Genomic DNA, 20,771 nt, shown 5'->3' with positions numbered 1-20,771 from the left:
TTGGCCGCCGTCTCGTAGAACGCCGATGCTTCGCATCGGCTACGGCGCCGGATGAGGGGTTCTTTCTGCGGAGACAGACCCCTCATCCGTCTCGCTGCCGCTTCGCGCCGTCGAACGACGACGGCCTCCGCCAGGGGAGCTGGCGGAGGCCGCGTTGATACACTTCATCGCGCCTAGGTTCGCGATGGAGTGTGGGAGCTCTAAGAAAAACTAGAACGGCAGCAGCACGTCCATCACCTGCTGGCCGTAGCGGGGTTGCTGCACGTCGGTGATCTGGCCGCGGCCGCCATAGGCGATGCGGGCCTGCGCGATCTTGCTTGATTCGATCGTGTTGTCGCTCTGGATGTCTTCTGGGCGGACGATGCCGGCGACGATCAGTTCGCGAATTTCGAAGTTGACGCGGATTTCCTGCTTGCCCTCGACCACGAGATTGCCGTTCGGCAGCACCTGCGTCACCACGGCCGCGACGTTGGTCTGCAGAGCTTCCTGGCGATTGACCGAACCCTTGCCGTCGCTCGACGATGTCGAGTCCGTGGTCAGGATGCGGCCGGGCAGGATCTTGTTTGCTTGGGTGATCGTCTGGGATCCGATGAAATCGGTGACCCCTGAGTCTTCCTTGCTGGTGCGACTGCGCTGGGTCTCGTTGGCGATGTTGGCCTTGTCGGTGATATTGACGGTGACCGTCAGGATATCGCCGATGCGCGCGGCGCGCTGATCCTTGAAGAAGGCGCGCGAGCCGTTCCGCCACAGCGAGTTGGCATTATAGGAAGCCTGCTCCGGCTTCGGCATCGGCATCTGCACCGGCTTGTAGCCGGGCTGCGTGGTCGGGTTTTCGATCTCCGTCAGCTTCGGCTTTTCGCCGATCTGCGACAGACGGTCGATCGAGGAGCAACCGCTGGCCAAGGCGGCCAGCGACAGCATGGCGCCAGTGAGAACGATGCGGTTGAGACGGGTGACTGACATTTACATTACTCGGTTTTTGGAGCGACTGGCGAACTGACGGTGGCGACCGCAACGGGCGCGGGTTGTGTTGTGCCGAGCGAGGAGGTGACATCGCTGGTCTGCGCCGGGCGAGGCGCCGGCGGCGTTATCGAAACCTGGCCGCGGCCCGTCACGGTGCCGGACAGCGTACGCTTCGACTGCAGGTTCATGACGTTGACGACGTCGCCTTCAGTGCCGTTGTCCAGCGCCTTGCCGCGCATGGTGAGATAGATTCCGGGCGCATCGTAGATCAACGTGACGTTCTGGTCGCGCTGTACCAGGTCGGGCTTGGCGAGATCGGCGGCGCGGATTGCCTGGCCGGCGCGGAGCTGGCGGCGGGCCTGCATGCCCACCGCGCGGTCGCGCGCGGCGGCATCAGCGCCGACTTCCGCTTTCGGGCGACGCTCGACCACCACGTCGGATGATTTCAGGATCTCATTGCGCTCGACATTGCGTGCCAGCACCGTGGCTTCGACGGTCTCGATCGCCGTGCCGGTGAAACGCAGCTTGGCCGCGGCGGCGCCGTTGTCGTTGCCGATTTCAAAGGTGACGTCGAAGCGGCCGTTGCGGTTGTCGTAGCGCACGATGGCTGCCTGCATGGCGCCGGTGAAGCCGGCGTCCAGCCTGACGTCGCTGGGGTCGCGGTCGAAGGTCAGCGACAGATTGGCGGCGTCGCCGAGACCGTTGCGGCGTTCCAGCGCGCGGGCGACCTGCAGCTCGATATCCTTGCCCTCGAGCGTACGAGCCAGACGCGTCACCGAAATTTCCCTGAGGTCGCGGGTATCGACGCCGATCACATGATGGGCGCGAAGGGTGTTGAGCACCTGCGCGACCGGCAGCGAGCCCGTGGTGCCCAGATCCGGCGCGCGGTAGATCGCGATCTGCGCTGCGCTGCCGGCATTGTCGATGACGTCGCCGATCCGCACCAGATCGCCCGACACCTGCACGTTGGCGCGCAGCACGGGTGCGGCGATCACATTGCGGTTCGTGAAGCTTTCCTGGGTCTGCGCGACCGCGGCCGCGCTCGATGCGGCGATCAGGGCTGTGGCCAGGAGGAGGGCGCGGGCGATCATGACCAGTCCTTTAGCGGAACATGTTGGCGGTCGATTGCATCATCTGGTCGGCCGCGCTGACCACCTTGGCGTTCATCTCATAGGCGCGCTGGGCGGCGATCAGGTCGGAGATTTCGGTCACCACCTCGACATTGGCCTGTTCGAGATTGCTCTGCTGCATGTCACCAAAACCGTCGGTGTTGGCGACGCCGTCCTGCGGCGCGCCGGAGGCGGGCGTGTCCGTGAACAGATTGTCGCCGATCGGGTTGAGGCCGGCCTTGTTGATGAAGCGGGTCAGGCCGATCTGGCCGACCTGCGTCGGTGTGGTCGAGCCGGGCACGATCACGGTGACCTGGCCCTGCGCGTTGATGGTGATCTGCGAGGAATTCTGCGGGATCGTGATCGTCGGCTGCACCGGATTGCCCTGTGCGGTGACGACGCGACCCTGCGCGTCCATCATGAACGACCCGTCGCGGGTATAGGCATAGGTGCCGTCGGGCACCTGGATCTTGAAGAAGCCTTCGCCGCGGATCGCGATGTCGAGGTCGTTGCCGGTCGGCGACAGCGTGCCCTGGCTCATCAGGCGCGGCGTGCCGACGGTCTTGACGCCGCCGCCGATGTCGACGCCGACGGGCAGGATGGTGCCCTGGTCGGAGGCTTGCGCGCCGACGCGGCGCACGTGGTCATAGATCAGGTCCTGAAACGCGGCGCGCTGCTTCTTGTAGCCGGTGGTGCGCATATTCGCGATGTTGTTGGAGATCACCTGAACGTTGAGTTCCTGTGCCGCCATGCCGGTCGCTGCTGAGTATAAAGCGCGCATCGATCAATGCCTTACGGTTATGCCGGAACGTCGGCGAGTTTCTCGACTGCGGTTCGGTGCAGGTCGTGCTGCTGTTGCAGCATCGCCGAGATCTGCGTGTAGGTGCGCGTGATCTCGATCATGCGGCTCATTTCGTGGACGGAATTGACGTTCGACTTCTCGATAAAACCCTGGCGGACCCGCGAGGTGGTGTCGGGCTGGGCGGCGACGCCCTGGCCCGCGGAGTAGAGGTTGCCGCCTTCCTTCACGAGCTTCTGCGCGTCGGCAAAATTGACCAGCCGCAGCTTGCCGCGGACCGCGTCGGTGCTGCCGGTGCCCTCGAGGACCGTGATATTGCCGTCGGCTGCGATGTTGATCGCCTTGTCGGTGGGCTGGAACACGATCGGGCCGGAGGTGCCCAGCACCGGATCGCCGCTCGCGGTCACGAGCTGGCCCTGATTGTTGATCTGCAGGCCGCCGTCGCGGGTGTAGCGCTCGCCGGCGGCCGTCTGCACCACCAGGAAGGCGTTGCCGTCGATCGCGACGTCGAGCGGGTTCTTGGTCTGCTCGGAGGGGCCGGGCGCAAAATCGTGGAAGGTGGCGCGGTCGTGCACGAAAGAGACGCGGCGGTCGGCGTGCACGAAATTGTCTTCATGCGCCGGCGAGCGCAGATATTCCTCGAACAGCGACCGGTCGGCCTTGAAGCCGGTCGTGTTGATGTTGGCGACGTTGTTGGCGACGACATCCAACTGCCGTTCCAGCGTCATCTGCCGCGAAAGTCCGACGAGAAGCATATTCTCCATCGGTGGTTCTCCCCTTGATCGATCCGAGGCAGGCTCTCCCAAGCCCGTGGTCCGGATCCGTCGTAAACCTTTGGGCTCTCCCAAGCCGGCAGGTCACGCCAGTTACTCAGCGAAAGCCGTGCCAGTTACGGAAATGCTGGATTTTTAAGGGGTTAGGCTTCTTTCGGGGCGCGGGGCGGGCGGCAGAAAGGTCTTGTTGACCATGTTTGCCCGGCAGATTTTTCCTAGTTGGGCGCTAATGGAAAGGTTCCGTTAACCATTCTTACCCTAGCGTTGCACATGTAGAGCGCGTGTGCGCTGGCGGCTTTTGTTTCGCGTTGTGGGGGCATCGTTACCCAGGCTGGTGGCAACCGCGTTCGTTTTTCGGATTCGAAGCGGGCGGGGCAATGGCTGACAACGAGCAGGTGGAAGGCGCAGACGGCGCAGAAGCCGCATCGTCGAAAAAGGGCAAGCTCAAGCTGATCATTGCGGTGGCGGGTTTCGTCGCAATCCTCGGCGCCGGCGCCGGCTGGTTCTTCCTGATGCGCGGCCATGGCGAGGAAAAGCACGCCGAAGCGCCGCCGCCGAAGCCGCCGTCCTTTGTCGAAGTGCCCGATATGATGGTCAACCTGGTCGGGGCCCCCGGCGAGCGGGTGCAATATCTCCGCGTCAAGGTCGTGCTCGAAATCAAGGACGAGAAGCAGGTCGAGGCGATCAAGCCGAACCTGCCGCGCGTCACCGACCTGTTCCAGACCTACCTGCGCGAACTGCGTCCCTCCGACATCAACGGTTCGGCCGGGCTGTTTCGCCTCAAGGAAGAACTGACCAAGCGGGTCAACAACGCGGTGGCGCCGCAGCAGGTGAGCGCCGTGTTGTTCAAGGAAATCGTCGTGCAGTGATGGAACGGATCTAGCATCATGGCCGGCAACCAAGACCAGATGGACCAGGACGCGATTGCCGCCCAGTGGGAGGCGTCGCTCGATTCCGAGGATCCCGCGGCGGCCGCGGAAGAAGCTGCCGCCAATGAACTCTCCGAGAGCATGGCGCTGCAATGGGCGGCCATGGTCGAGGATGGCGGCCGCGAGTTCGGCAACAAGAACTCCGGCGAACGGGTTCTGTCGCAGGAAGAAATCGACAATCTGCTCGGCTTCACCGTCGGTGACGTCAATCTCGACGACCATTCCGGCATTCGCGCCATCATCGATTCCGCGATGGTGTCCTACGAGCGTCTGCCGATGCTCGAAATCGTGTTCGACCGCCTGGTGCGGCTGATGACCACGAGCTTGCGCAACTTCACCTCTGATAACGTCGAAGTCTCGCTCGACCGCATCACCTCGGTTCGCTTCGGCGACTACATGAATTCAATTCCCTTGCCGGCCGTGCTCAGCGTGTTCAAGGCCGAGGAGTGGGAAAATTTCGGCCTTGCGACGGTCGATTCCAGCCTGATCTATTCGATCATCGACGTGCTGCTCGGCGGCCGCCGCGGCCAGACCTCGCTGCGGATCGAGGGCCGGCCCTACACCACGATCGAAACCAACCTGGTCAAGCGGCTGGTCGAGGTGGTGCTGGCCGACGCCGAGCAGGCGTTCCGGCCGCTGTCGCCGGTGACGTTCTCGATCGACCGGCTGGAAACCAATCCGCGCTTCGCCGCGATCTCAAGGCCCGCCAACGCCGCGATCCTGGTGCGGCTGCGCATCGACATGGAAGACCGCGGCGGCAATATCGAGTTGCTGCTGCCTTACGCGACCATCGAGCCGATCCGCCCGGTTCTGCTCCAGATGTTCATGGGCGAAAAGTTCGGCCGCGATCCGATCTGGGAAGGCCATTTCGCGACCGAAGTGGCGCAGGCCGAGATATCGGTCGATGCGGTGCTCTATGAAGCCGACATTCCGCTCAAGCAGCTGATGAAGCTGAAGGTCGGCGATACCCTGCCGCTGGAAATGCGCCCTGAAGCGCTGGTGCAGGTCCGCTGCGGCAATGTTCTTTTGACCGAAGGGCGCATGGGCCGGGTCGGTGACCGCGTCGCCATTCGCGTCACCAAGCAGTTGCGCAAGCCCAATACCACCTTCGCGATGTTCGAGAAGGCCGACGAGCAAACCAAGTTGATGGAGGCACAATGAGTCATTCCCTTGGCATTGTAATCGAGAGTCTGGTCGCGGTGCTGCTGATGCTCACGATCGGCTACTGCATGCTGCTCAACAAGCGGCTGAAGCGGCTGAAGGCGGACGAGCATTCGCTGAAGGCCACGATCGCCGAACTGATCACCGCAACAGAAATCGCCGAGCGGGCGATTGGCGGCCTCAAGCACACCGTGCGCGACGTCAACGAGAATCTCGGCAGCCAGCTTGCGGCGGCGACGCAGATGGCGGGGCACCTGAAGAACATGCTCGCCGAAGGCGACGGCGTCATTCGCCGGCTGTCCAAGATCGCGATCGCGGCGCGGCCTTCGCAGGAGGCTGAGCCCGCAGCGCCCAAGGTCTCTACTGCCAAGGCGGTTGCCGCGGCGGCTGAAGCATTCTCCGAACGCAGAAGGGCCAGTGGCCTCGCCGCATGAAGTCGTTTCGCGACATCCGTGTCATTCCGGTCGTGCTGGTCGCGATCTTCGGCCTTGCCGTGCTGAAGATCGCGGGCCTCGTGATCGATGGCGGATACGTGTTCGATTATCAGGTCAGCCAGCCGGCCAAGCGTTCGTGGGCGCAGGACAATCTGGGTTATCCGACCAGCGCCAAAGCCGATACCGCCGACATCACCGGTTCGGTCAAGAAGGAAGAGAAAAAGGAAGAGGCGCCGAAGCCGGCCGCTCCCGCCACCGACGCGCCGAAGCCCGACGGCGTCGTGGTGTTTCCCGACCAGAACCCGCAATCGGTGTCGCCGTCGGAGCGCGCCATCCTGGAGCGGCTGCAGGCGCGGCGCCAGGAACTGGAGCAGCGCGCGCGTGAAGTTGAAATTCGCGAAAGCCTTTTGAAATCCGCCGAGAAGCGTATCGAGGGCCGCGTCGAGGAAATGAAGGCCACCGAAGCAAAGATATCGACCGCGACCGGCCAAAAGGCCGAGCAGGACGCCGCTCGCTTCAAGGGCATCATCACGATGTACGAGGGTATGAAGCCAAAGGACGCCGCCAAGGTGTTCGACCGGCTGGAAATGTCGGTGCTCTACGACATCGCCTCCCAGATCGCGCCGCGCAAGATGTCGGACATTCTGGGCTTGATGCAGCCGGAAGCGGCCGAGCGGCTGACGGTCGAACTGGCCCGCCGCGCCGGCACCGATAAATCCACGTCCACGGCCGAGCTGCCGAAGATCGAAGGCAAGGTCCTGCAGCAAAAGCCCAATTGATGCGGGGGTGCCGGCGCCCCCGGTAAAGGGGGCGTTGGCGCCACCCGCTTCAGAACCTGCGCGACCCCGACGAAACGAACGAGCGGTGGGCTACGCCAAGCGCGCCGCGCTCGTTGGTTTCAAGGGCGATCTTCTGCGCCAGCATGACATCGCCCGCGACGAGGTCGCCATCCGGAACGAAGCACCATTTGCAGACGTGGTGGCCCGTGCTGCTGAGTTCCTCGATGTTGGTCTGCGTGCCATGATGGATCCGATAGCGCGTCCCGGTATCGCTGCCGGTGACGTCGAAATACCGGAACCGCTCGTAGCAGGCGCGCTGCTTCGGCGAGAGCCAGCCCTTCAACAGGGTTAGCGCTCGCGCTTCGGTTTCGTAGCGGAACGATCTGCTGCAGGTGCCCGATCGCGCCACGACCAGCGAAAGTGCCGAAAGCAGCAGCGTGCCAAACAAAGCCAGGGCGAACGAGCACATCGCCAGGACGATTTGCTGGGTCACGGCCGTCAGCCACCGACGAGACGTGGATAAAACAGCGTTTCCTCCGCCGTCGGATCGAAGGAGCGAATCACCCGTTGCTCGCCGGGCCCCGATCGTACCGCTGCCGTAAAGCCTGCGCCGGTCAATTCCCTGAAACGCCGCTCGGCCTTTTCGACCTCCGCGCGATCATGGATGTTGAATGTATGGCGGGTGTCACCGGTACGATCCATCACGATCTGGGTTGCCATTTCACGCACTCCGAATTGGCTGCCTTGAGGCAGGTTTGGCAGGCCCGGGAGCTGGTTTGTCGATTGCCGGCCCGCGTCCCGGGTCCATTGTTTCCCTAAGACGGGATGGCTGATGTTGGTTCCAACCGTCGTGAGATTATTGATGCAGATCAAGGCGCGGGGCGGCGCTGTGGTAATAGCCGCAGCGTGCGAGCCTGCGGCGTGCCGGATGATCACGAAAAGGGACCGGATTCCGACCCATCCTGCGACGTGTAATGCTTCGTCCGGGCGTCAAGCCGCCCCTCCAACGAAATCAATGAGTTGACGTTAACAAAACCTTAAGTCGGCCAATCCAAGATTCAAATCCGCAGGCGAGCGCGCTTCGCCGCAGAACTCATTGAGGCCGCGAGATTTCCTGGATGGGGCAAAGGGCTGCCGCTGGAACTGGGTCGCAGGGCCGCGCTTTGGCGCGGGCGGCCCGGCTGTGCCTCGGCCGGCCGCTTGCCTTTGTCCTGCTGCTCGCCGGCATCGCTGTTTCGCAGCCTTGCCGGGCCGACGATCCGGTCCGGGGGGAGGCGACGTTCACGTCCGGCGGCGGCTTCGCCCGGCTGGTATTGAAACTGGCCGAGGACGTCGAATCCGAGGTTTCGACCGCGGGTTCGATCATCATCATCCACTTCAAGCGCCCGGTGGATATTCCCGTCGACAAATTGTCGGACGCCGTTCCCGATTATGTCGGCTCGGCACGACGCGATCCCGACGGTACGGCGATCCGGCTATCGCTGGCACGGCGGGCAACCGTCAACACCATGACGGCGGGGGAGCGGATATTCGTCGACTTCCTGCCCGATAGCTGGACCGGTCCGCCGCCCCCGCTTCCTGCTGAAGTCATTCGCGAACTGGCGGCCCGGGCGCGGGCCGCCGAGCGCGCGCTTCGCGCGCAGATGGCGGTCAATGCCGCAAAGAAGAGGCCGCCGGTGCGTGTCCGGGCCTCGGTGCAGCCGACCTTCGTCCGCTTCGTGTTCGAGATGCCCGATGGCGTCAACGTGTCGTCGGTGCTGAACGATCAGAAGCTAACGCTGCAGTTCAACAGCGTGCTCAATTTCGACCTGGCGGATGCGAAGGTGGCGGCGCCACCGAACATTGCCTCGATCAACCAGCGGGCCGACGTCGACTCTTCCGCGGTCGACATCGTTCTGATCGGCGAGGTCGACGTGCATTCCTTCCGTGAGGAAAAGAACTATGTGATCGATGTCGCCTTCCAGCAGGCGGAAAAGCCCGCTTTGGCCGCGCCGCATGCCGAGGCCAAGCCGGCCGTACCGGCCAAACCGGGCCCTGCCTCGCGGGTTTCGCGCGACAAGGCCCTGAAGGAATCGCCGCCACTGCAGCAGCCGGCGGAAATTCCGCCCGTCACCTCGGAGATGATTGCCGAGCAGGCCAGGATCGAGATCAAGCCGGGGCAGGCGACCGAAGCGCCGGCCGTGGCCGAGGTCAAAACGCCTGCCGTCGAAAAAGTGACGCCGGCCAATGACAACGCGGCTCCAGCGGCCGAGAAGATGGCGGCTGCGGAAAAAACATCGCCGCCAGCGGAAGCCGCGAAAGCGGCGCAGCCTGCCGAACAGGTCCAGGCCGCTGCTGCGGAAGCGCCGAAGGCCGTGGCGCCCAGCCAGGCTCCACCTCCCGCGGAGTTGCCGAAGCAGCCAGCGCCGGCGGCATCCAGCCCGCCGCTGGAAAGCGGCGTCAAGGACAAGGCCGCCACCGTCGAGGCGAGGCGCGACAGCGACGGCCTGCGCGTGACGTTCTCCTTTGCCACGCCGACCCCGGCCGCGCTGTTCCGCCGTGCCGATACGCTGTGGCTGGTGTTCGACCATGCCAAACCGATCGATATCGAACCGATCCGCGCCAAGGGCGGCGCCATCATCGGCGATGTCAGCCGGCTGCCGCTGGAAAAGGGCCAGGCCATCCGCATCCGCCTTAACCGGCCGCAGATCCCTTCGCTCGAAAGCGAAGGCCGCGCCAACGGCGCCGAGTGGACGCTGACCTTTGCCGACCGCGGCCAGGCGTCGCCGCTGCCGCTGATGGTGCTGCGGAACATTACTGATCCCGCGCTCGCCAATGTCACCGTGCCGCTGGCCAATCCCGGTGCGATGCACCGGCTGGTCGATCCCGACGCCGGCGATACACTGCTGGTCGTCACCGCGCCGCCGCCGACCCGCGGCCTCATCAAGCGGCAGGATTTCGTCGAACTATCGCTGCTGGAATCCGTGCACGGCGTGGTCGTGCATCCGAACTCCGACGACATCAACGCCGAGGTCGGCGCCGACAAGGTGATGCTTGGACGGCCCGGCGGGTTGACGCTGTCGTCCGCCGACGTCGCCGCCGAACGCGCCACCGCGGCGGTGCGGCCGCTGTTCGACGCCAACGAATGGCGCAAGAACCGGGAAGAGAAATTTCTCCCCAAACTGGATGCGTTGATCAAGGCTGCCGCCGCCGCGAGGCCTGAGCTAAAAGCGCAAGCCCGCCTCGAGCTTGCCAATTTCTACATGTCGCGCGGGATGTATCAGGAGGCGAGGGGGGTGACCAACCTCATCCTCTCCGAGACCAACCAGGGGAACGAAGATGCCGCTGTGCTGATGGTGCATGCGGTCGCCAGCGTCCTGATCGGCCATCCCGAGCGGGCGCTGAAGGATCTTGCAAGTCCTGCGATCGGCAACGGCTACGATTCCCAATTGTGGAAAGGGTTCGCATTCGCCCGTCAGGAAAAATGGGCGGACGCGCGCGAAAAGTTCAAGAACGCCGAGTTCGCGATCGCCGCGCTGCCGCCGGAACTGCAGCGCATCGTCGCCGTGGACGCGATGCGGGCCTCGCTCGAGGTGAAGGACTATGCCGGGGCCTCGCGGCGGCGCAGCGAACTCGAGGTGATCGGTATTCCCAACGAGATGAAGCCCGCGATCGCGGTGCTGCGCGGGCGGCTCGCCGAGGCGCTGGGGCACGACAAGGACGCGCTCGACGCCTACAGGTACGCGGCGCAGTCCCGCGACCGGCAAGCGTCGGCGGAGGCGAGGCTGCTGGAGGCCTTGCTGCGGCACAAACGCGGCGAACTCGGCCAGGCCGAGTTGCTGCGCGAGCTGGAGACGTTGTCGGTCACCTGGCGCGGCGACGCGATCGAGTTGAGGGCGTTGAACAAGATGGCCCAGATCTACGCCGAAACCGGCCGCTATGCCGACTCGCTCGGAGCCGCCAAGACCGCGACGAAGCTGCAGCCCAATTCCGAACTGTCGCGGCAGGGCCAGGATGCGGCGTCCGCCTTGTTCGCGGAGATCTATGTCGGCTCGAAGGGCGACGACATGAAGCCGGTCGACGCACTCGCCATGTTCTATGAGTTTCGCGAATTGACGCCGATCGGCCGGCGCGGCGACGAGATGATCCGGCGCCTCGCGGACCGGCTGGCTACGGTCGACCTGCTCGACCAGGCGGCCGAACTGCTGCAGTATCAGGTCGACAAGCGGCTGGAGGGAGCCGCGCGCGCGCAGGTGGCGGCACGCCTTGCCATGGTCTACCTGACCAACCGCAAGCCGGATAGGGCGATCGCGGCGCTGCGCCTGACCCGGATCGCCGATCTCTCCGGCGAACTGCGGCAGCAGCGGCTGCTACTGGAGTCGCGGGCCCAGAGCGACATCGGTCGGCATGATCTGGCGCTCGATATCATCTCCAACATCGCCGGCCGCGAAGCGATCCGGCTGCGCTCCGACATTTATTGGGCGTCGCGGCAGTGGCGAGAGGCTTCCGAACAGATCGAACTGTATTACGCCGACCGCTGGCGCGACTTCAGGCCGCTCAACGCCGCCGAGAAGAGCGACGTGATCCGCGCCGTGGTCGGCTATGCGCTAGCCGGGGACGCGATCGGCCTGGCGCGTTTCCGCGAGAAATACGCGCCCCTGATGACCGGCGAGGCCGACCGGTCTGCATTCGATACCGCGAGCAAGCCGGCCGCCTCCAACAGCGCCGAATTCGCCCTGATCGCCAAGATGGCCGCCAGTGTCGACACGCTCGACGGCTTCATCCGCGAAATGAAGATCCGCTTCCCGGATGCCACCGCCCGCGCGCCGCTGTCGCCGGAAATGTCCGGGGCCGAGCCGGTCCACACCGGCTCCTTGCCCGCGATATCAGGCATCAGGCGGATTGATCTGAAGAGGCCGGCGAAGTAGCGGATTTGGCCGCAGGTTCGGCCAATTTTTGACGAGTTGACGCATTAGGCAGGACGTCAGCGCCGCCCTGGTGCTGCCTGTTATCGTCTCTCACTAGCCGTCCAAAACTGGCCGTCCGATGCCGCTGACCCGGGACCGAATTATTGGACACGACAATGAACGCCTGGCGTTCAGGTTCACCATGCGGAACGAAGCCGATACGGTCGAGTGTCAGATCAGTGATGCCGCATTGGACGAACTCGGCGGTGTGAAGGGCACGGAGAGCATCGCCAGGCAGGCGCAGTTTTTGGCGCTGCGGGATGCCGTCGAGGGCATCGCATCCGATATGTTCGACAGGGTGCCTGTGATCAAAGGCCGGGTCATCAGGATATTCACCAAGCACATTCAGAAGTTACCGTCGTCGCCGGCCGACCCGATCGAGACCGGCTCGGAGCTGGACACGAACAAAACCGCTTCGCTGCGGGTCATCGCCGAAACGAGGCCGGCAAGCGCGGCGCAATAACGCACCGCGCTGCGGTCGCGCTGACAGCGGCTGCAATCGCGATGGCGGGCAGGGTGAGCGCGACGAGATGGCGCGTCGTTCCGTCACCCCTCGACAGATCCGCGTCAAAGCGGCAACCTGCAGGCAAACAACCTGCCGGAGGACGCCATCACGATGAGCAAGCCCGCCAAAACCGAAGCCGAACTCATTGCGATGGCGCGAGCCGAGTTGAAGGCCCATCTCGAATGTCCCGAGGGTATTGCGATCTCGGTGATCCCCGACGGCGATAGCTGGGAATTCCGCGCCGAGGCCGACGACGCCACGATCGCCAAGCCGGGTTATCCCGAATGCGTCGCCATGCTGGTCCAGATCGGCGACCACCTCTGCAAGCAGTACAATTTTAAGGAGTGACGGGCAGTTGCCAGCGTCCGGCCCGGCTTGACCGCCAAAAACGTCTTCACACCGTAAAAATTCGCCCCGGGTTCAAAATGTTCTTGGGGTCGAGGGCGCGCTTGAGCGTGCGCATGGTTTCGATTTCCTCTTCGGTGCGGCTCATTTTCAGATAGGGCCGCTTCAGGATGCCGATGCCGTGTTCGGCCGAGATCGAGCCGCCGAATTCGCCGGTAATGTCGTAGACGAGCTTTTCGAATTCATCGTGCTTCTCGGGCGTATGTTCGTGATACACGCTGGGATGCAAATTGCCGTCGCCGACGTGTCCCATCACGATGGTGAAGGCTTGTGGATCGATCGCCTTGACTCGTGCATCAAGCGTATCCGCATATTCCTCCATCCTGTCGATGGCGAGACTGACGTCGAAGCCCATACGCGCGGCGTAAGGGAAAGTGCGGCCAAGCTCGACGCTGGAATCGCGGATGCGCCAGATCGCGGCGGCCGATGCATTCGAGGTCGAGAGCGTGGCGTCGAGGATCAGGTTGTCGTCCATCGTGGTTTCGAGCAGTTTCTCGAGATCGGTATGGATACGCCCGGGGTCGCTGCCGGAAGCCTCCAGCAGGACGTAGAACGGGTGATGGGTCGGCAGCGGGCCGGCCACGCCCTTCACGCGCTCGACGACAAGGCGGTAGTAGGAATTCCACATCACCTCGAAGGCGGTCAGTTCGCCGCCAAGACTTTCCCGCGCCATCCTCAGGAATGCCGTGACCTGTCCGAACGAGGGCAGGGCGCACAGCGCCACCTGCCGCTCCGCCGGCGCGGGAAAGACGCGCAGCGCGGCGCGCGTCACCACGCCGAGGATGCCTTCGCTGCCAATGAAAAGCTGCTTCAAGTCGATGCCGGTATTGTTCTTGATGTATTTGCGCAGGCCCTTGAGCACGGTCCCGTCGGCGGTGACGACTTCGAGGCCGAGGATCAGGTCACGCGTCATGCCGTAACGGATGACGCGGTTGCCGCCGGCATTGGTCGAGATGTTGCCGCCGATGGTGCAGCTGCCGCGCGAGCCGAGGTCGAGCGGAAACATCAGGCCGTCCTGCTCGACCCGCTCCTGGAGCTTTTGCAGCGGCGTGCCGGCTTGCGCGATGGCGACACCAGCGGAGGCATCGACCTCTTCAACGGTGTTCATGCGCTCCATCGACAGCACGATTTCGTTCGCGTTCGGCAGCGCGCCGCGCACCAGCCCGGTCATGCCGCCTTGCGTCGTCACAGGCACGCCTTCGCGATGACAGAGCCGCAGCAACACGGAGACATCCTCCGTCGTTCTCGGGCGGACGACCGCGCGCGGTTTCGGCGCCGGATTGCCGGCGAGATCGTGATGATAGCGCGCGTCGATGTCGCCGCCTGCCAGCACCGTGCCCTTGTCGAGCACGTTGCGCAGTTCGTCGATGAAGTCCTCGGACATGCCCCTGCCTCTTCTTTACGAGAAGTTTGGCCGAAGCTTTACATGCGGCATGGCCAGGAAGAAACCCGGCCCGGCGTGGGGATCCGCGTTTTTAAGTGCGGTCTATCTTGACTGGCTAGCGCCGCGGCCGTCGCACCGGGCGGCGACGGATCGCTTCTTCCTGCCGCTCCGGCTCGACCGACGTGATCTGGTTGCAGGCGTCACACTTGTAGACGTAGACGAGCGGGCGCAATCCGATTCGGGGCAGCTTCCCGATCCTGACCGTGCCGATCCCGCAAATTTCGCAGCGCGGCGGCAGGGCGGTTTCTGAATGCGGTACGGACATATCAACTATCGCTGAGCAACAAAAAACAATGGAAAGCATCGGCGAAATTGGCTGCCGATTGTATCTTATTCGTGGAAAAACAGGTCCGTAAGAATACGAGGGTTGCCACCACCATCCATCTTTTGCCACCAAATCGACCCCGGCCGGGCATCCAAACAACACACTGTCGGGTGCAAACTCGCAACGCCAGCGCGCGATCACACGGAAATTCTACCGGACCTTTTCCGGCCGGATTCCAATTTGTGAGGCGTGCAGAGATGTCTTCCAGCAACGGTCACGACACATCGATGCAAGCGGCGCTGGCGGCCGCGGCGTCCCGTCCATCGCCCGCCGACAGATTCAATATCGATCGGGAAGGGCCGGCCAAACGCGCCGGAAAACTTCGGGCGCTGCAGCAACAATTCCAGAAACTGAACGAATATTGCGACGAGACAGTCGCCGAAATTCGCGCTTCGCTCGAGCGTGCGCCGCCACGCTAGTCCGTAAGAAGCCCGTGCCGGGTTCTCCGGGAATGAAGTCGGGCGAGCGTTTGCGGCAGATCAAGGCACGCTGGCCGGATTGCCTACATTGCATTCCGTACCGAGCGGCTCCATCCGGGAGGGGCAGTTCAGGACACGATGCCCGGACTCCCCGAGCAACGTTTCGAAGAAACGTCATCTTGCTCGGGGAGCTCCGGGCCTCGCTCTTTCGGGCGAAGCGAGACATCACGAGACTGGATCTCGCTTCGGCAACGTCTCACTTCTTGTCGATCTTCGTGACCGCGTCCGTCTTGTCGATCTTCGTAACGGTCTTGGTCCCCGCCGTGTCGCTCACGGCAAACGTGACCCTGTCGCCGGCGTGCAGGACGTTCAGCCGCGCGCCGTCCTGGACCTTGAATTCTTCGGTCGCGGCGCCGGCGTTCGCACCGGTGGTGCCATCAGGCATATCCTTGATCGAGATGGTGCCGCTGATCCGGTCTATTCTGGTCACCATTCCCGTACGCGTTTGCTGGGCAAGCGCCGACGTACCGACGATGCTGAGGGCCGCAGTAGCAGCCATAATCATCCCTGCGATTTTCATGAAATACTCCCGGCTGTAGGGCGTCCACGATAAGCCGGAATTGCGGCATTAGTTCCGCACCGGAGCGCGGTGCGGCAATTTCTTCACGCTTCAAACAAGGCAGAGCTGGAGGTGCGTTGACGCTGGAGCGATCCCGCTAGGCCGCGCCGGCCTCGGGCTCGAGTTCGGTTTCCGTCACCGTGCGGTTACGGCCGAGCCGCTTGGCTTGATAAAGCCCGCGGTCGCAGCGCTCGATCATGGCGTCCGCGGATTCGGCGAGGCGGAATTGCGCCACGCCGATCGAAACCGTGATGCTGCCGATTTCCTTGCCCGTCGCACGGCGCGTCAGACGCGCTTCGGCGATGCGGCGGCGAATACGCTCGGCGACCGACGTACAGGCCTCGAGATCGGCTCCCGGAAGCACCGCGATCAATTCCTCTCCGCCGTAACGGGCTGCGAGATCGACTTCGCGAACGCCTTCCTGCAGGACCTTGGCCACCAGCCGCAGCACCTGATCGCCGACCTGATGGCCATAATCGTCGTTGAATTTCTTAAAATGATCGATGTCGATCAGGAAGACGCTGAGCGCCTCGTCCTTTTCCATCGCTGCGATCTGGGCGAGGCGGAGGAACTCATCCATCGAGTGCCGGTTGGCGAGGCCGGTCAGCGCATCGGTGTTGGAGCGTTGCTCGGCCGCCTTCAGCGAATCGCGGATGCTGTCCAGTTCCTCCGAGGTGGCGGCGAAATTTGCTTCCAGCGTCGCGGCCCGCGACGTCGCCTTTGACAATTCATCAACCAGTTTCGCAATGATCGTCCGGGGATCTGCGGCGCCAGCGGCTTCGGACGACACCTCGCCGAGCGCCTTGATGTGGGTCTGGTTGTCGGTGACGGCGGTGTTCAGGAATTGCTGGGCGGTGGCGATCAGGCCGCTCAACTGCTCGGGAAGGTCACCGAGCGGGTCGGGGCTGGACTGCGGCGTCACGTAGGTAATGTAGAGTTCGTGGTTGACCGCCGGGTCGAATTTGCGCTTGCCGGCAATCAGGATGTCGATGGTCTTTCGCAGCGCCAGCGAATTGCCCAGGGAATATTCGAACCAGACCGCAAAATTGGTCGGGGTGGCAGGAACTGACTGCTGCGCCATCAACCGCATAGCCCGGTCGGCAATCGTCGTGGCGTATTCGACGTCCATCTCGCCGATCGACTGGCCTACCATCGTTTGATCCGGTGATGCGTTTGTACGAAATTCGGTGCCCTAAGCCCTCCATTGTGCACGAAGGAACTAATCTGACCTTAAATTCGCCAGGAAACTCCGCAGCAAATACGTAATCAATATTGACCTATTGGGTTGTGGAACTCTTGGGAATCGGCCGCTAGTTGCCGCCGTAGCTCTGCACCAGGCTCCCCGCCACCAGCGACCAGCCGTCGACCAGCACGAAAAAGATCAACTTGAACGGGAGCGACACCACGACGGGGGGCAGCATCATCATACCCATCGACATCAGCACCGATGCGACGACAAGATCGATGATCAGGAAGGGGAGGAACAGCAGGAAACCGATCTCGAAGGCGCGCTTCAACTCCGAGATCATGAAGGCCGGGACCAGAATTCGCAGCGACAGATCCTCCGGCGTCGCCGGTGGCGGCTCACCGGAGAGATCGACGAACAGCTTCAGATCCTTTTCGCGAACGTTCTTCTGCATGAAGCCGCGCAGCGGCACCGAAGCCTTTTGCAGCGCTTCCTCGACCCCGATCTGGTTGGCGACCAGGGGCTTGATGCCGTCGTCATAGGACTTCTGCAAGACGGGGCCCATCACGAACGCGGTCAGGAACATCGCGAGCGCAATGATCACCGAGTTGGGCGGGGCGGTCGCGGTACCCAATGCGGTGCGCAGCAGCGACAGCACGACGACGATCCGCGTGAACGACGTCATCATGATCAGGATCGATGGCGCGATCGACAGCACCGTCAACAGCGCGATCAACTGGATCGCGCGCTCGGTGACCCCGCCGCCGCCCTGGCCGAGATTGATGCTGATGTCCTGCGCCAGCGCCGGATCGGCAAGCGATCCGGTGGCGGTCAGGATTAAGAAAAATAAAACTCTACGCGGAGAAGTCGCCGGCCTCACGAAGGGTTCTTCGGACGACCCAGCAAGGACGCCATCTCGTCTTCGAGATTTTCGAAGCCGCTCTTCTGCGGAGCGGGGGTGGGCGCGGGAGGCTCGTTGCGGGAGGTCCGGGCGGGCGGCGTTTCCGGCGCTACCGGCGGCGCCACCGGTTCGGCCGGCCGGCGCAGGGCGGCTTCCAGCCGCTGCGCCATTTCGGCCAGATTCTGGTCGGCGCTCGACGGCGCGGGGGCCGGAGGGGATGGAGGCGGAGGCGGCGGCCCCGCGGCGCGTTCAGGCGCCCGGACCGGCGTCTCACGAACCGCCGGAGCGTCACGGGCAGCCAGCGCCTCTCGGATGGACGGTGTCTCGCGGCCTGACGGTGTCTCGCGGCTTGGCGATGCCTCGCGGATTTGCTGTGCCTCGCGGACTGGCGGCGCCTCACGGACTGGCGGTGCCTCACGGATGGGCGGTGCCTTGGGCAACTCGCGCTGCGGCCGTGGCATCAGCGGCTCGTTGCGGCCGAGGCGCGGCGGGCCCGATTCCGGGCGGCCGCTGATCGATTCCGGCGCAAAGCCCGTCAACGGATCACCGCGACGTTCCGGCATCGGCGGCGCCGCGGGGCGGCGGATTTCGTCGGCGAAAGAGGGCCGTGCGGGGCGCGGCGGCGGCTCCGGCATTTGCGGTTCGGGATGATCGAAGGCCTCGGTCGATCGCGAGTCGGATCTTGCCGCCTCTCTTGCCGCCTCGTCGTTCCAGGCGGCATCGGGCAGCGGCGCGATGCGCGGCGGCTGCTCGCCGACCGCCGGGCGTGGCGCCATTTGATCGCGGTTTGGCATCGCACGCACGATATTGGGTTCGACCACGATGTCGCTCGGGCCGCCGATCATCAGGAGATGCTCGACATTGTCGCGCCGTACCAGCACCAGGCGCCGGCGGCCGTCCACGGCGGCGGCGTCGATCACGGCGAGCCGCGGCATCCGTCCACGCTGGGTGTTGGCGCCGATGCGGTTATTGGCGAAACGGCGGACCAGCCACGCGGCCAAGCCGATCAGCGCCAGAACGGCGATGAATGCGAAGAGGAATGTCAGAGGTGATTGCATTCTTTAGTCCCCGGCCACGGGCCGTTCTCTTGATGCTGGCTTCGTCGAGTGCGGTCTTAGGTCTTGCTGTCCGAGCATGTTCTCCGGGAACACGGTTCCCGGCATCCTGACCATGCTCCGAAGCGATCCGCGAGACGGCGAATCACGCCCGAGATCAGCCTTATTCCTTAATTCCCCGCGGCGAACGCCGCCGTCCGGTTAATTAATAGACCAAGAATCGCTTGAGCCAAAACGACTTCTGAGCGCCCCAAGTCGGGTCGGCTGGTGCTGGTTAACGCAGTTTTCGTGGCGAAAATGCGCTCGTTTTGGTGCTGTCAGCGGGTATTGGTGGATGTCGACGGCGCTCGAGCGTAATTTTAACCAGCCGTTAACCATACACCGGGCAAATTCTGCCTACCTCGCGGCGTCTGCCAGAGGTTAATGGGGAACCGGCTCGATGGCCATCAACGATCTTCCGATCCTGTCGGCGCTGCGCACCAAGATGCAGTGGCACCAGGAACGCCAGCGCGTGCTCGCCGAAAACGTGTCCAACGCCAACACCCCGAATTTCCGGCCGAGCGACCTGGTGGAGCCGAAGTTCGACAACAAGGGCGCGAATGTCGGCGGCGGGATGGGCTCGCTTGGCATGATGCGCACCAGCGCCACCCATATCAGCGTCTCCGGCGGCGGGCAGAGTTTCAGGGGCGATGGCGGCAGGAGCGGCTTCCTGACCAAGCCTGCCGGCAATTCGGTCAATCTCGAAGACCAGATGCTGAAGGTCTCGGCCAACCAGATGGACTATGCGGCCGCCACTTCGCTCTACACCCGCAGCCTCGGCCTGCTCAAAACCGCCATCGGAAAACGCTGATGCGCCGCGATTAGGAGAACCGGATCATGGCAGATGATGGAAGCGATTTCGCCCGCTCGATGAGCATCGCGACCTCCGGGTTGCGCGCGCAGGCGGGGCGGTTGCGGGTGATCTCGGAAAACATCGCCAACGCCGAGTCCACCGCGCCGACTGCCGGCGGCAATCCGTACCGCCGCAAGGTGCCGACATTTTCGTCGGCGCTCGACCGCACGCTGGATGCCAGGGTCGTGACGCTCGGCAAGGTCCGGACCGACCAGTCGGCGTTTCGCGTCAAGCATGAGCCGAGCAATCCGGCGGCGGACGCGGCCGGCAACGTCAAATATCCGAACGTCAATCCGCTGGTCGAAATGACCGACATGCGCGAGGCGCAGCGGTCCTATGAAGCCAACCTCAACATCATCAGCGCCACGCGCCGCATGATCCAACGCACGCTCGACATCCTCAAGGCCTGAACAGGAACCATAGAAAATGGCTTCACCCACCGTTGCAGCAAATGCCTACGCCGCACTTTCGCGCATCATGGAATCCGGCGGCGCCGAGAAGGGTGGCCAAACCGCCGGCGGCCCGTCCTTCAGCGCGCTGCTCAAGGACGCGGTGGGCAGCGTGCTGGATGCCGGCAAGAAATCCGACGCCCAGACCATGGCGATGAGTTCGGGCAAGGCCAACGTCATGGACGTGGTGACGGCGGTCGCGGAGACCGACGTCGCGGTCTCGACGCTGGTGTCGGTGCGCGACCGGGTGATCCAGTCCTACGAAGACATCATGAAGATGCCGATCTGACGTCCCTTGGACGTCATCCCGGGGCGATGCGCCAGCATCGAACCCGGGATCTCGAGATTCCGGGTCTGGTCCTTCGGACCATCCCGGAATGACGGTGCAAGTGAAAAACAAGCGAGAAACAACAATGACCGGTGCTGAAACCCTCGACGTGGCGCGCGATGCGATCTGGACCATCGTGGTGGTGTCGTCGCCCTTGATGGTGATCGGGCTCGTGGTCGGCGTCGTGGTCTCGCTATTCCAGGCGCTGACCCAGATCCAGGAGCAGACGCTGATCTTCGTGCCGAAGATTCTCGCGATCTTCGTGACATTATTGCTGGCGTTGCCGTTCATGGCGGATTCGCTGCACAGTCACATGATGCGGATATCGTCGCGAATCATAGGCGGTTGAT

24 protein-coding genes are annotated in these 20,771 nt (G+C 63.7%); 12 read left to right on the top strand and 12 right to left on the bottom strand.

What is annotated here, in order from left to right; genetic code table 11:
* Positions 1-210 precede the first annotated feature (210 nt).
* Genes flgH through flgF form a run of 4 tightly spaced genes read right to left on the bottom strand, consistent with a single transcriptional unit; the run spans position 211 to position 3,635 of the window.
* Positions 211-963, bottom strand: a complete 753-nt coding sequence (flgH, locus tag C7G61_RS27345) for a flagellar basal body L-ring protein FlgH (RefSeq protein ID WP_108519785.1) — start codon at positions 961-963, stop codon at positions 211-213.
* 5 nt (positions 964-968) lie between these two features.
* A complete protein-coding gene (flgA, locus tag C7G61_RS27340) occupies positions 969-2,054 on the bottom strand; it encodes a flagellar basal body P-ring formation chaperone FlgA (RefSeq protein WP_108519784.1) in 1,086 nt (361 codons plus the stop codon).
* A 10-nt stretch (positions 2,055-2,064) separates the two neighbouring features.
* Positions 2,065-2,853, bottom strand: coding sequence for a flagellar basal-body rod protein FlgG (flgG, locus tag C7G61_RS27335; protein WP_108519783.1), 789 nt, complete (start codon positions 2,851-2,853; stop codon positions 2,065-2,067).
* Positions 2,854-2,870: 17 nt separating this feature from the next.
* Positions 2,871-3,635: a flagellar basal-body rod protein FlgF gene (gene flgF / locus C7G61_RS27330; protein WP_108519782.1), complete on the bottom strand. Its 765-nt coding sequence runs from the start codon at positions 3,633-3,635 to the stop codon at positions 2,871-2,873.
* A gap of 386 nt (positions 3,636-4,021) precedes the next feature.
* Here flgF and fliL point away from each other — a divergent pair, with 386 nt between their 5' ends.
* The 4 genes from fliL to C7G61_RS27310 are packed head-to-tail and all read left to right on the top strand — an operon-like array spanning position 4,022 to position 6,947.
* Positions 4,022-4,513, top strand: coding sequence for a flagellar basal body-associated protein FliL (fliL, locus tag C7G61_RS27325; RefSeq protein ID WP_108519781.1), 492 nt, complete (start codon positions 4,022-4,024; stop codon positions 4,511-4,513).
* Positions 4,514-4,531: 18 nt separating this feature from the next.
* Complete coding sequence (gene fliM / locus C7G61_RS27320) at positions 4,532-5,734, top strand: flagellar motor switch protein FliM (protein WP_108519780.1); 1,203 nt, start codon at positions 4,532-4,534, stop codon at positions 5,732-5,734.
* Positions 5,731-6,168, top strand: a complete 438-nt coding sequence (locus C7G61_RS27315; RefSeq protein WP_108519779.1) for a DUF6468 domain-containing protein — start codon at positions 5,731-5,733, stop codon at positions 6,166-6,168. The genes fliM and C7G61_RS27315 overlap by 4 nt, the downstream gene beginning before the upstream one ends.
* Positions 6,165-6,947, top strand: a complete 783-nt coding sequence (locus tag C7G61_RS27310; RefSeq protein WP_108519778.1) for a MotE family protein — start codon at positions 6,165-6,167, stop codon at positions 6,945-6,947. The genes C7G61_RS27315 and C7G61_RS27310 overlap by 4 nt, the downstream gene beginning before the upstream one ends.
* 49 nt (positions 6,948-6,996) lie before the next feature.
* On the opposite strand, the gene C7G61_RS27305 is transcribed toward C7G61_RS27310, so the two are convergent.
* Positions 6,997-7,440 (bottom strand): hypothetical protein, encoded by a 444-nt coding sequence (locus tag C7G61_RS27305; protein WP_244608487.1) that lies wholly within the window; start codon positions 7,438-7,440, stop codon positions 6,997-6,999.
* A 5-nt stretch (positions 7,441-7,445) separates the two neighbouring features.
* Positions 7,446-7,667 carry a hypothetical protein gene (locus tag C7G61_RS27300; RefSeq protein ID WP_108519777.1) on the bottom strand — a complete coding sequence of 74 codons (222 nt, stop codon included), beginning with the start codon at positions 7,665-7,667 and terminating at the stop codon, positions 7,446-7,448.
* A gap of 398 nt (positions 7,668-8,065) precedes the next feature.
* On the opposite strand from C7G61_RS27300, the gene C7G61_RS27295 reads away from it, so the two are divergent.
* From C7G61_RS27295 to C7G61_RS27285, 3 genes are all read left to right on the top strand, one after another.
* Positions 8,066-11,854 carry a hypothetical protein gene (locus tag C7G61_RS27295; RefSeq protein WP_108519776.1) on the top strand — a complete coding sequence of 1,263 codons (3,789 nt, stop codon included), beginning with the start codon at positions 8,066-8,068 and terminating at the stop codon, positions 11,852-11,854.
* Between the two features lie 118 nt (positions 11,855-11,972).
* The gene (locus tag C7G61_RS27290) at positions 11,973-12,356 is read left to right on the top strand and encodes a DUF1488 family protein (protein WP_108519775.1); all 384 of its coding nucleotides are present in this window, start codon (positions 11,973-11,975) and stop codon (positions 12,354-12,356) included.
* A 153-nt stretch (positions 12,357-12,509) separates the two neighbouring features.
* Positions 12,510-12,746 carry a hypothetical protein gene (locus C7G61_RS27285; protein ID WP_108519774.1) on the top strand — a complete coding sequence of 79 codons (237 nt, stop codon included), beginning with the start codon at positions 12,510-12,512 and terminating at the stop codon, positions 12,744-12,746.
* A gap of 46 nt (positions 12,747-12,792) precedes the next feature.
* On the opposite strand, the gene C7G61_RS27280 is transcribed toward C7G61_RS27285, so the two are convergent.
* Positions 12,793-14,187: an FAD-binding oxidoreductase gene (locus C7G61_RS27280; RefSeq protein ID WP_108519773.1), complete on the bottom strand. Its 1,395-nt coding sequence runs from the start codon at positions 14,185-14,187 to the stop codon at positions 12,793-12,795.
* Positions 14,188-14,302: 115 nt separating this feature from the next.
* Positions 14,303-14,512, bottom strand: a complete 210-nt coding sequence (locus C7G61_RS27275; RefSeq protein ID WP_108519772.1) for a hypothetical protein — start codon at positions 14,510-14,512, stop codon at positions 14,303-14,305.
* Between the two features lie 257 nt (positions 14,513-14,769).
* Between C7G61_RS27275 and C7G61_RS27270 the strand changes: the two genes are divergently transcribed.
* Positions 14,770-14,991, top strand: coding sequence for a hypothetical protein (locus C7G61_RS27270; RefSeq protein WP_108519771.1), 222 nt, complete (start codon positions 14,770-14,772; stop codon positions 14,989-14,991).
* Positions 14,992-15,247: 256 nt separating this feature from the next.
* Here the strand turns inward: C7G61_RS27270 and C7G61_RS27265 are convergent, their stop codons facing one another.
* The 4 genes from C7G61_RS27265 to C7G61_RS27250 all read right to left on the bottom strand — a co-directional run bounded on the left by C7G61_RS27265 (position 15,248) and on the right by C7G61_RS27250 (position 18,755).
* Entirely contained in the window at positions 15,248-15,571 is a 324-nt protein-coding gene (locus C7G61_RS27265; protein ID WP_108519770.1) for a copper-binding protein, read from the bottom strand.
* 136 nt (positions 15,572-15,707) lie between these two features.
* On the bottom strand, positions 15,708-16,691 hold the full coding sequence (locus tag C7G61_RS27260; protein WP_108519847.1) for a GGDEF domain-containing protein: 984 nt from the start codon (positions 16,689-16,691) through the stop codon (positions 15,708-15,710).
* A 229-nt stretch (positions 16,692-16,920) separates the two neighbouring features.
* On the bottom strand, positions 16,921-17,676 hold the full coding sequence (gene fliP, locus C7G61_RS27255) for a flagellar type III secretion system pore protein FliP (RefSeq protein ID WP_108519769.1): 756 nt from the start codon (positions 17,674-17,676) through the stop codon (positions 16,921-16,923).
* On the bottom strand, positions 17,673-18,755 hold the full coding sequence (locus C7G61_RS27250; protein ID WP_108519768.1) for a flagellar biosynthetic protein FliO: 1,083 nt from the start codon (positions 18,753-18,755) through the stop codon (positions 17,673-17,675). The genes fliP and C7G61_RS27250 overlap by 4 nt, the downstream gene beginning before the upstream one ends.
* A 436-nt stretch (positions 18,756-19,191) precedes the next feature.
* Between C7G61_RS27250 and flgB the strand changes: the two genes are divergently transcribed.
* From flgB to fliQ, 4 genes are all read left to right on the top strand, one after another.
* Positions 19,192-19,602, top strand: a complete 411-nt coding sequence (flgB, locus tag C7G61_RS27245) for a flagellar basal body rod protein FlgB (RefSeq protein WP_108519767.1) — start codon at positions 19,192-19,194, stop codon at positions 19,600-19,602.
* A 26-nt stretch (positions 19,603-19,628) separates the two neighbouring features.
* A complete protein-coding gene (gene flgC, locus C7G61_RS27240) occupies positions 19,629-20,054 on the top strand; it encodes a flagellar basal body rod protein FlgC (RefSeq protein WP_108519766.1) in 426 nt (141 codons plus the stop codon).
* Positions 20,055-20,070: 16 nt separating this feature from the next.
* Positions 20,071-20,382, top strand: a complete 312-nt coding sequence (gene fliE / locus C7G61_RS27235) for a flagellar hook-basal body complex protein FliE (RefSeq protein ID WP_108519765.1) — start codon at positions 20,071-20,073, stop codon at positions 20,380-20,382.
* 124 nt (positions 20,383-20,506) lie between these two features.
* Positions 20,507-20,770 (top strand): flagellar biosynthesis protein FliQ, encoded by a 264-nt coding sequence (fliQ, locus tag C7G61_RS27230; RefSeq protein ID WP_025588824.1) that lies wholly within the window; start codon positions 20,507-20,509, stop codon positions 20,768-20,770.
* The last annotated feature ends 1 nt before the right edge of the window (position 20,771 follow it).

The organism is Bradyrhizobium algeriense, assembly GCF_003062295.1.
GTDB classification, from domain to species: domain Bacteria; phylum Pseudomonadota; class Alphaproteobacteria; order Rhizobiales; family Xanthobacteraceae; genus Bradyrhizobium; species Bradyrhizobium algeriense.
This window is presented reverse-complemented; position numbering and strand designations above follow the sequence as displayed.

Excerpts from the sequence above, each read along its gene's own strand:
- flgH (WP_108519785.1), bottom strand. The coding sequence starts at position 963 with ATGTCAGTCACCCGTCTCAACCGCATCGTTCTCACTGGCGCCATGCTG.
- flgA (WP_108519784.1), bottom strand. The coding sequence starts at position 2,054 with ATGATCGCCCGCGCCCTCCTCCTGGCCACAGCCCTGATCGCCGCATCG.
- flgG (WP_108519783.1), bottom strand. The coding sequence starts at position 2,853 with ATGCGCGCTTTATACTCAGCAGCGACCGGCATGGCGGCACAGGAACTC.
- flgF (WP_108519782.1), bottom strand. The coding sequence starts at position 3,635 with ATGGAGAATATGCTTCTCGTCGGACTTTCGCGGCAGATGACGCTGGAA.
- fliL (WP_108519781.1), top strand. The coding sequence starts at position 4,022 with ATGGCTGACAACGAGCAGGTGGAAGGCGCAGACGGCGCAGAAGCCGCA.
- fliM (WP_108519780.1), top strand. The coding sequence starts at position 4,532 with ATGGCCGGCAACCAAGACCAGATGGACCAGGACGCGATTGCCGCCCAG.
- C7G61_RS27315 (WP_108519779.1), top strand. The coding sequence starts at position 5,731 with ATGAGTCATTCCCTTGGCATTGTAATCGAGAGTCTGGTCGCGGTGCTG.
- C7G61_RS27310 (WP_108519778.1), top strand. The coding sequence starts at position 6,165 with ATGAAGTCGTTTCGCGACATCCGTGTCATTCCGGTCGTGCTGGTCGCG.
- C7G61_RS27300 (WP_108519777.1), bottom strand. The coding sequence starts at position 7,667 with ATGGCAACCCAGATCGTGATGGATCGTACCGGTGACACCCGCCATACA.
- C7G61_RS27295 (WP_108519776.1), top strand. The coding sequence starts at position 8,066 with ATGGGGCAAAGGGCTGCCGCTGGAACTGGGTCGCAGGGCCGCGCTTTG.
- C7G61_RS27290 (WP_108519775.1), top strand. The coding sequence starts at position 11,973 with ATGCCGCTGACCCGGGACCGAATTATTGGACACGACAATGAACGCCTG.
- C7G61_RS27285 (WP_108519774.1), top strand. The coding sequence starts at position 12,510 with ATGAGCAAGCCCGCCAAAACCGAAGCCGAACTCATTGCGATGGCGCGA.
- C7G61_RS27280 (WP_108519773.1), bottom strand. The coding sequence starts at position 14,187 with ATGTCCGAGGACTTCATCGACGAACTGCGCAACGTGCTCGACAAGGGC.
- C7G61_RS27275 (WP_108519772.1), bottom strand. The coding sequence starts at position 14,512 with ATGTCCGTACCGCATTCAGAAACCGCCCTGCCGCCGCGCTGCGAAATT.
- C7G61_RS27270 (WP_108519771.1), top strand. The coding sequence starts at position 14,770 with ATGTCTTCCAGCAACGGTCACGACACATCGATGCAAGCGGCGCTGGCG.
- C7G61_RS27265 (WP_108519770.1), bottom strand. The coding sequence starts at position 15,571 with ATGAAAATCGCAGGGATGATTATGGCTGCTACTGCGGCCCTCAGCATC.
- C7G61_RS27260 (WP_108519847.1), bottom strand. The coding sequence starts at position 16,691 with ATGGCGCAGCAGTCAGTTCCTGCCACCCCGACCAATTTTGCGGTCTGG.
- C7G61_RS27250 (WP_108519768.1), bottom strand. The coding sequence starts at position 18,755 with ATGCAATCACCTCTGACATTCCTCTTCGCATTCATCGCCGTTCTGGCG.
- flgB (WP_108519767.1), top strand. The coding sequence starts at position 19,192 with ATGGCCATCAACGATCTTCCGATCCTGTCGGCGCTGCGCACCAAGATG.
- flgC (WP_108519766.1), top strand. The coding sequence starts at position 19,629 with ATGGCAGATGATGGAAGCGATTTCGCCCGCTCGATGAGCATCGCGACC.
- fliE (WP_108519765.1), top strand. The coding sequence starts at position 20,071 with ATGGCTTCACCCACCGTTGCAGCAAATGCCTACGCCGCACTTTCGCGC.
- fliQ (WP_025588824.1), top strand. The coding sequence starts at position 20,507 with ATGACCGGTGCTGAAACCCTCGACGTGGCGCGCGATGCGATCTGGACC.